7 protein-coding genes are annotated in these 8,570 nt (G+C 64.5%); 5 read left to right on the top strand and 2 right to left on the bottom strand.

Going from position 1 to position 8,570, the window contains the following annotated elements:
* The first annotated feature begins 3 nt into the window (after nucleotides 1-3).
* Genes AC1DUU_RS15275 through AC1DUU_RS15290 form a run of 4 tightly spaced genes read left to right on the top strand, consistent with a single transcriptional unit; the run spans nucleotide 4 to nucleotide 3,988 of the window.
* Entirely contained in the window at nucleotides 4-162 is a 159-nt protein-coding gene (locus AC1DUU_RS15275; RefSeq protein WP_476784261.1) for an ATP-binding cassette domain-containing protein, read from the top strand.
* The gene (locus AC1DUU_RS15280) at nucleotides 159-1,220 is read left to right on the top strand and encodes an ABC transporter ATP-binding protein (RefSeq protein WP_476784256.1); all 1,062 of its coding nucleotides are present in this window, start codon (nucleotides 159-161) and stop codon (nucleotides 1,218-1,220) included. Before AC1DUU_RS15275 ends, AC1DUU_RS15280 begins: the two co-directional genes overlap by 4 nt.
* 13 nt (nucleotides 1,221-1,233) lie before the next feature.
* Nucleotides 1,234-2,556, top strand: coding sequence for an amidohydrolase family protein (locus tag AC1DUU_RS15285; RefSeq protein ID WP_476784257.1), 1,323 nt, complete (start codon nucleotides 1,234-1,236; stop codon nucleotides 2,554-2,556).
* Nucleotides 2,557-2,578: 22 nt separating this feature from the next.
* The gene (locus AC1DUU_RS15290; RefSeq protein ID WP_476784258.1) at nucleotides 2,579-3,988 is read left to right on the top strand and encodes a M20/M25/M40 family metallo-hydrolase; all 1,410 of its coding nucleotides are present in this window, start codon (nucleotides 2,579-2,581) and stop codon (nucleotides 3,986-3,988) included.
* Between the two features lie 442 nt (nucleotides 3,989-4,430).
* On the opposite strand, the gene AC1DUU_RS15295 is transcribed toward AC1DUU_RS15290, so the two are convergent.
* Nucleotides 4,431-6,299 carry an adenine deaminase gene (locus AC1DUU_RS15295; protein ID WP_476784259.1) on the bottom strand — a complete coding sequence of 623 codons (1,869 nt, stop codon included), beginning with the start codon at nucleotides 6,297-6,299 and terminating at the stop codon, nucleotides 4,431-4,433.
* Between the two features lie 106 nt (nucleotides 6,300-6,405).
* On the opposite strand from AC1DUU_RS15295, the gene AC1DUU_RS15300 reads away from it, so the two are divergent.
* Nucleotides 6,406-7,329: a nucleoside hydrolase gene (locus AC1DUU_RS15300; RefSeq protein ID WP_476784260.1), complete on the top strand. Its 924-nt coding sequence runs from the start codon at nucleotides 6,406-6,408 to the stop codon at nucleotides 7,327-7,329.
* A gap of 3 nt (nucleotides 7,330-7,332) precedes the next feature.
* On the opposite strand, the gene AC1DUU_RS15305 is transcribed toward AC1DUU_RS15300, so the two are convergent.
* Nucleotides 7,333-8,514, bottom strand: coding sequence for a M20 aminoacylase family protein (locus AC1DUU_RS15305; protein ID WP_476784262.1), 1,182 nt, complete (start codon nucleotides 8,512-8,514; stop codon nucleotides 7,333-7,335).
* Nucleotides 8,515-8,570: the final 56 nt, after the last annotated feature.

An 8,570-nucleotide genomic window follows, 5' to 3' on the forward strand; every position in this document is an offset into this window, starting at 1 on the left:
CATATGACCCAGGCACTAACAGTCCAGAATCTCACTGCCCACTACGGCGCCACCAAGGTGCTGGAGGACCTGTCGCTGTCGGTCGGCAAGGGCGAGCTCGTCTCGTTGCTCGGCGCCTCGGGCTGCGGCAAGACAACGACCTTGCGTCTTATCGCCATATGACCCAGGCACTAACAGTCCAGAATCTCACTGCCCACTACGGCGCCACCAAGGTGCTGGAGGACCTGTCGCTGTCGGTCGGCAAGGGCGAGCTCGTCTCGTTGCTCGGCGCCTCGGGCTGCGGCAAGACAACGACCTTGCGTCTTATCGCGGGCTTCCTCGAACCGACCTCGGGCACGATCCGGCTCGGCGACAAGGACCTCACCCGTCTGCCGGCCTACAAGCGTGACATCGGCCTGGTGTTCCAGAACTACGCGCTGTTTCCGCATCTCAGTGTACTCGACAATGTCGGCTTCGGCCTCAAGCAGCGCGGCGTATCTGCCGCCGAGCGCGAGAAGCGCGCCAAGGCGATGCTCGAGCGTGTCGGGCTGTCGCAGCTCGCCGACCGCCTGCCGGGCGCATTGTCGGGCGGCCAGAAGCAGCGCGTCGCGCTTGCGCGCGCGCTGGTCATCGAGCCGCCGCTGTTGATGTTCGATGAGCCGCTGTCCAACCTCGACGCCAAGCTGCGCGTCGACATGCGTGTCGAGATACGTCAGCTACAGCGCGCCAACGGCACGACATCGGTCTATGTTACCCACGATCAGGAGGAGGCGTTCTCGATCTCCGACCGTGTGGCAATCATGAATGCCGGCCGCATCATGCAGTTCGACACGCCCGAGACGCTGTACCAGCGCCCRGCCAATGCCTTTGTTGCGCGTTTCGTCGGCTTCGAGAACCTGGTGCCGATGAAGGTTTCGGCGCGCGACGGTGCAACCGTGACCGCAACGACGCCTGACGGCTCGCAGCTCAAGCTGTCGCAGGACCGCTTTGGCGCGATCCCCGATGCGTTCGTCCTTGCCGCCCGTGCCGATGGCCTTGCGGTTTCCACCGATCCCAAGGCTGAAGGCATTCCGGCCACACTCGGCCTGCGCACCTATCTCGGCCGCGCCTATCAGTACCAGTCCGAAACCGCCGCCGGCATGCTGATCGCCAATGGCGCGCTGTCGACTCCGCTTGAGCTCGGCAGCAAGGCTAAGCTTGTGCCAGTTGCCGATCAGTGCTGCGTGCTGAAGCCGGAATGAGCTGAGGACTGCCGTGTCCATCCTGATTGCCAACGCCACCCTCCTGCCTTGCACGCCGGCGATGCCGGTCATCGACAAGGGCTGGGTCCATGTCGAGGGCGACGTCATCAAGGCCGTAGGCTCCGGTGACGCGCCTGAAATCGCCGGCGCGGAGACGATCGATGCCGAGGGCGATCTCGTCATGCCCGGCATGGTCAACCCGCATTGCCACATGGCGATGACGCTGTTCCGTGGCCTGGGCGAAGACGTCGACGACCGGCTCTACCGCTACATCCTGCCTTTGGAGCGCAAGTTCGTGCGGCCCGAGGCGGTACGTGCAGGCACGGCATTGGCCGCGCTCGAACTGATCGAGGGTGGCGTCACCACGGTCGCCGATATGTATTATTTCGAGACCGAGGTTGCCTGCGTCGTCGCCCAAGCTGGCATTCGCGGCGTTCTCGGCCAGACCATCGCCGACTTCGATCCGCCTGATCATAAGTCCATTGACGAAGGCTTCGCGCTCACCGAACAGCTGGTGGCGGAATTCTCGGGGCACGACCGTGTCATGCCGTCGATCGCGCCGCATGCGCCATACTCGACCGGCATGGCCGTCATGGAGCGCATCGCGCGCTGGTCCCAAGATCATCCTGACGTGCCGGTGCAGATGCATCTCGCCGAGAGCGATGCCGAGATGGAGTGGGCTGAAAAGACCCACGGCATGCGTCCAGTCGAGATTGTCGAAAAGGCCGGCCTGCTACGCAAGGGGTTGATCTGCGCCCACTGCCTGCATGTCGATGAAACCGACATCCAGCGCATGGCTCATGCTCAGGTTTGCGTCGCCCACAATGCCCGTTCCAACGGCAAGGCGGGCAGGGGCATTGCGCCTGTCGAAGCTATGCGCGCGGCGGGCATTGCTGTCGGTATCTCCACCGATGGCGCGATGAGCGGCAACACGCTCGATTTGTTCTCGCAGTTCGCGCCGGTGTCGATGTTCCAGAAGCTTTTGGGTCGCAGCCGCAAGCCGATGGCCTCGGTCGACGTCGTGCGCATGGCGACCCGCGATGGCGCCAAGGTGCTCGCACTGGACGCCAGGGTCGGCTCGCTCGAACCGGGCAAGCAGGCCGATCTCATACGTGTCAGCCTGTCGTCGCCGCGCCAGCAGCCGATCTACGATGTCTATTCGACGCTGGTGTTCGCCACCATGCCGACCGACGTGCGCGACGTCATGGTAGCGGGCCAATGGCTGATGCGCGACCGCGAGGTTCTGAGCCTCGAACGCAAGAAGGTTTTGCGCGACGCGCTGCAGGTGGCGCAGAGTTTCAAGGCCGAGATGGCGCGCATCGACGCCGCCGGCTGAGGACGGAAGAAGGACGATACCCATGAACAGAAACGAAGCTTCGGGGCACCTCGAAAAGGTGTTGCAAAATGTCGACGCCAATATCGACGCCAGCCTTGCGCGCCTGTTCGACCTGATCCGCATTCCTTCGGTTTCGACCGATCCGGCGCATGCCGCCGACTGCCGCCGCGCCGCCGACTGGCTGACCAAGGAGCTTGCAGCGCTTGGCTTTGACGCTTCTGTGCGTCCGACAGCGCGCCATCCGATGGTCGTCGGCCATGATCGCTCGGGCGAGGGGCCGCATGTGCTGTTTTACGGCCACTACGACGTCCAGCCGGTCGACCCGGTGGCGCTGTGGCACTCCGATCCGTTCGAGCCCAAGCTTGTGCCGCAACCCAATGGCGATACCCATATCGTCGCCCGTGGCGCTTCCGACGACAAGGGCCAGCTGCTGACCTTCGTCGAGGCGTGCCGCGCCTGGAAGGCCGTCACCGGCAGCCTGCCGATTCAAGTTTCGGTGCTGTTTGAGGGCGAAGAAGAGATTTCGAGCCCGAGCCTCGCACCCTTCCTCGAAAAGACCGGTGCGGAGCTCAAGGCAGACGTCGTGCTCGTCTGCGACACCGACATGTGGGATGCCGAGACGCCTGCCGTCACCACCATGCTGCGCGGTGTGCTGAAGGAGGAGATCGAGATCGCTTGCGCCGATCGCGACCTGCATTCGGGTATCTATGGCAATGCCGCGCGTAACCCGCTTCAGGTGATGTCGGACATTCTTTCAAGCCTGCGCACACCGGATGGCGGCGTGGCTGTCGCGGGTTTTTATGACGGTGTCCAGGAGTTGCCCGAATCTGTGAAGGCGCAGTGGCAGCGGCTGCCTTTCGACGACAAGGGCTTTTTGGGCGATATCGGCCTCAGCCTGCCGGCCGGCGAAGCGGGTCGCTCGGTGCTGGAGCAGGTCTGGGCGCGCCCGAGCTGCGAAATCCACGGCGTCATCGGCGGCTACACCGACGAAGGCTTCAAGACCGTCATCCCGGCCAAGGCCAAGGCCAAGATCTCGTTTCGACTGGTTGCCGGTCAGGACCCGGAAAAGATCCGCGCCGCGTTCCGCGCCCATGTCCGGGGGCGCGTGCCGGCGGATTGCTCGGTCGAATTCATCGACCATGGCGCCAGTGCCGCAACGGTCATGCCGGTGGATGGCGCGTTCTTGCAGAAGGCGCTCGGCGCGCTGACCGAGGAATGGGAGCGAGAGGCGGCCGTCGCCGGTACCGGCGGGTCGATCCCGATCCTCAGCGCCTTCAAGGACAAGCTCGGCATGGACTCGCTGCTTGTCGGCTTCGCCCGTTTCGACAACCGCATCCACAGCCCGAACGAGAAATACGACCTCAGTAGTTTTCGGAAGGGTATCCGCTCGTGGGCGCGCATTCTCGCGGCGTTTGCCGAGGAGAAGGGCTGAGTGGTGGTTGGCGGGTGCGTCCTTCGAGGCTCGCCGCCGAAGTTTTCGCGACTGGATGAAGGTTTAGCGGGCTCGCACCTCAGGATGAGGAGCGTTGGCGCTGGGCCATTCCCCCAATGGGTTGTCGTTTCGCTCTACGGTATTACCCCTTCACCGTCACGGCTTCGCCGTGCCACCTCTCYMCCACTTSGTGGGGGCGAGGAATCGCCAATCGCGCGATGTCTTACTAGCGACCTAAGGGGTGAGGCCTTGGGGAGGGCGACCTCACAGAACTTGGGTTCCTCGCCCCCCACCAAGTGGTAGAGAGGTGGCACGGCGAAGCCGTGACGGTGAGGGGGTGCTTGGCACGCACCGTCCTCATCCTGAGGAGCGAGCCCGCAGCGCCATTGCAGATCCAACATCAATGTCGGCGGGCGAGCCTCGAAGGACGCACCTACAACCCTCACCACACTACAGGGTGGCTCGCGCCGGTCTGCACATTGACGAAACCCTCAGGCACCGCATCGGTCGGTGCCACCAGCACCCAGCGCCACGGCGCGCAGGTCAGTGTCGCGAATTGCAGCCGTTCGGGGAAGCCGGGGAACCAGCGCGGCGAGAATGTCGGCTCGTACAGCCATTCGATCTTGTTGGCCTCGGCGTAGAGCTTTTCCATCTCGGAATCGAGCGCCTCGGCCGGTCGGTTGGTCATGAGGCCACCGACCTCGTAATGCACGTCGGCGACCACCTTGCCAGATGTGACCAGCGCCCATCCGCCCTGGTTTTCGACGATGCGGTTGACCACTTCGGCCATCGCCGTATCGGACGAACCGACGACCCAGATGTTGTGCTTGTCATGCGCAACCGTGCAGCCGACGGCGGTGTCAGCCGTTTTCGGCCCACAGCCGAGCCAGAACATCTTGGCCACCTTGCCTTTGCCCGAGAAGCGGTCGACGACGGCGAATTTGGTGATGTTGCGCTCGGTGTCGCGCTGGACCTGGCCGTCCGCCACCGGCAATTCCGTGGTGATGAAATTGTCGTCCCAGTGGAAGGGGCGAAGCAACGCTGCCTGCATCGTCTCGCGGCCCGCTTCCGCCGGGATGGCGAAATCGTCGGCACTGAGCTTGCGCCCGATGTTCACGGTCTTGGTCGCCCAGTCGGGCCAGTCGATGCGCGGCAGATGACCGGTGAAGGTGTTGTGCTCCGACACCTGCTCGCCGTCGGCCCAGACCTCGGCGATGGAAACGGTCGCCGCCTTGTCGAGCATCACCAGATCGGCGAAGCGGCCAGGCGCGATGGAGCCGACGAAGGGCGTCAGCCGCATGTGCCGTGCCGGGTTGATCGACACGCACTGATAGGCGATCTCGGGTGTGAGCCCGCTTTCGATGGCAAGGCGGACATTGTAGTCGGTCGCCCCCATCTTGAGGGTGTCGGAGGCGCTGCGGTCGTCGGTGGCGAACGCCACCTGGCTCCAGTCGCGCAGGCCGCGCTCAAGCAGGCCCTTGATGATGTCGGGCATCGAATGCGGACGAATCTCAATGAAGATGCCGCGCCCGAGCTTGTCCCAGGCTTCCTCAGGCGTCCAGGCCTCGTGGTCGGACGACAGGCCCGCAGCCGCAAAGGCGTTGATCGAGGCGAGGTCGCGCAGGCCAGAGCCATGGCCCTCGACGACGCCGCGCTTTTCGAATGTCGCCTGGATCATGCCCCATAGCCGCCCGTAGGACGGGTTTTCGGGGTTCCACACGGCAGGCCAGTCCATCACCTCGTCGAGGCCGGCGACCATCGCGCTTTCGGCAAGGAAGGCTGCCTGCTCGTCATAGCCGAAATGGCCGCCGCCCCATTCATAGGCGGTGGGCGGCACGGCCGAGCCGGGCAGCGGGAATATCTTCATCGGCGAGCCTGCGCGCCGCGCGGTCAGCCAGAATTGCAGATTGTGCGGGCCGTTGACGTTGGAGAATTCGTGGCTCGCCTCGCAGGTCCAGGTGTTGCCGCGCGGCATGACCAGCGCTGCCTCGTGCTCGGGCGTCAGGTGCGAGCTTTCGATATGCTTGTGCACCTCGCCGAAGCCGGGCACCGCCGACAGATGCGTGCGGTCGATGGTCTCGCGGGCCTTACCCGGAAAGCTCCCTGCCGGCCCGACATAAGCGATGCGCCGGCCACTGATCGCCACCTCGCAATCGTCCATCCAGGTGCCGGTGTGCACGTCGAGCACGCGGCCCAGCTGAACGAGGCGGTCGGCGTCGCGCTTGCCCAGGGCGACAAGGACGAGATGCTGGCGGATGCGGATTTCGTCAGCGGCGTCGATCAGCAGGTCGTYGGGCAAGGTGTCGGTCAATTTTACTACTCGTTCGATATGTCTGGGTATTTCAGCTTGATTCACCTGACCTGAAAATGGGAAGCGAAGCCAGACTTGATTTGAGACTGAAACGAAAGGTCGCGCGATGCAGCAGAACCCAACCCGCACGGTGATCATCGACACCGATCCCGGCATCGACGATGCGGTGGCGATCCTGCTCGCATTGAAGTCGGCCGAGTTCGACGTGAAGGGCATCACGACAGTTGCCGGCAATATCGGCATCGCAACGACGACGCGCAACGCCGGCCGGCTACTGGCGCTCGAAGGCCGCATCGACGTGCCGGTCATCGCGGGGGCTGCCGGCCCGCTGTCGCGCAAGGGCTTCGACACCGCCGACATCCACGGTAATGACGGCCTTGGCGGCGTGGCTTTTCCCGATCCGCTGGCATCTCCCATCGGCAACGATGCCGTAACGTGGCTGCGCGATTCACTCGACGCCGCTGATGCTGGCACCATCGACATTCTCGCGCTCGGACCTCTGACCAACATCGCCCGGCTGGTCCAGGAGCACCCAGAATCGGCCAAGCGCATCGGCCGTGTCATCGCCATGGGCGGGGCCGTGTATGAGCCGGGCAACATCGGTCCACGCGCCGAGTTCAACATTGCCGCTGACCCGGAGGCTGCGGAAATCGTCTTCGGTGCGGGGCTGAAAGTGACGCTCATTCCGCTCGATGTGACCAGAAAAGTCCGTGCCACGCGCGACGATACTGCCATGCTGCAGCAGACGGGCGTGCCGGCGGCGGTGGCATCGGGTGCGTTGATCGACGCCTATTTCCAATCGACGACGGGAGGCGAGAGCCGGCCGCTGCACGACCCATGCGTGATGCTTCTGGCGCTGGATGAGAACCTGTTCGATTGCGAGACGCTGAAGTTGTCAGTCGACACCGGCACAACGCGTGACGCTGGCGCGCTCAGCGTCGATGACAGCGGCTCGCCCGTCTCGGTCGCGCTCAGGGTCGAAAGTGCCGCCGTGCTGAAGCTGCTCTATGATCGGYTGTCGGCGGAATGAGCTTTATGCCTTCGCCAGTTCCTGCTCGACAAGCGTCGTCCAGAACTTCACGCCAGTTGCAATCGCCGCGTCGTTGAAGTCGTAGCGGCTGTTGTGGTGCAGGGCGCCATCGACAGCCGGGCCGTTGCCGAGCCAGACATAGGCGCCGGGCACTTCCTGGCTGAACATGGCAAAATCGTCGCCGGCGGTCGACGGCGGGAACTCGGTCATCACCTTGTCGACACCGAGTGCCGCTTGCGCTGCTGCCAGCGCCCGCCGGGTCGCGTCGCGGTCGTTGACCACGGGTGGCATCTGCCTGAAATAGCGGTACTCCGCCTCGATGCCGTAGAGCCGTGCCGAACCCTCGGCCAATGCGCCGATCTCTTCTTCCAGCTGGTCGCGCACGGCGGCCGAATAGGCCCGCGAGGTGCCGCCGATCTTGACCGTATCGGGAATGACGTTGAGTGCTTCGAAGCTGCCGGCCTCCATGGCACAGGCGCTGACGACGGCGGGCTGGAGCGGGTCGACGCGGCGGGCAACGATGGTGTGCAGCGCGGTCAGGAACTGGCCGGCTGCCGTCATCGCGTCGCGGCCGAGATGCGGCTTGGCGCCATGGGTGCCGATACCCCGGAATGTCACGGTCCAGCGGTCGGAGGAGGCAAGCTGCGGGCCGGCGACGACCGCCATACTGTCGGGTGCGATGCCCGGCATATTATGCAGGCCATAGACCGCATCGACAGGAAATTGCTTGAAGAAGCCGTCCGCGATCATCGCCTTGGCGCCACCACGGCCCTCTTCGGCGGGCTGGAAAATGAAATGCACCGTGCCGGAGAAGTTGCGGCTGCGGGCGAGCTCGCGGGCAGCGCCCAGCAGCATGACGGTGTGACCGTCATGGCCGCAGGCGTGCATCTTGCCTGGTGCCGTCGACTTGTAGGCGCGATCCTCGGCCATCTCCGGCATGGCGAGCGCGTCCATGTCGGCGCGCAACGCGATGCGGCGCGAGCCTTCGCCGAGCTTGAGCGTGCCGACGACGCCGGTCTTGCCGAGGCCCGCATGGACCGCGATGCCGGCGTCCACCAGCATCTTCTGCACGATGGCTGAGGTGCGGATTTCCTCAAAGCCGAGCTCTGGATGGGCGTGGATGTCGCGGCGCAACGCCGCCAGCATCTCGATTTCGCCCTTGTCGTTGCCGCTGCCCGATGTCATCACGCTCAAACTCCGTCCGGCCTGTACAGTCGATTTCATGCCGCGCGGGACCGTCC

The organism is Aminobacter sp. P4_H6_2, from assembly GCF_056400805.1.

Excerpts from the sequence above, each read along its gene's own strand:
- AC1DUU_RS15275 (WP_476784261.1), top strand. The coding sequence starts at position 4 with ATGACCCAGGCACTAACAGTCCAGAATCTCACTGCCCACTACGGCGCC.
- AC1DUU_RS15290 (WP_476784258.1), top strand. The coding sequence starts at position 2,579 with ATGAACAGAAACGAAGCTTCGGGGCACCTCGAAAAGGTGTTGCAAAAT.
- AC1DUU_RS15305 (WP_476784262.1), bottom strand. The coding sequence starts at position 8,514 with ATGACATCGGGCAGCGGCAACGACAAGGGCGAAATCGAGATGCTGGCG.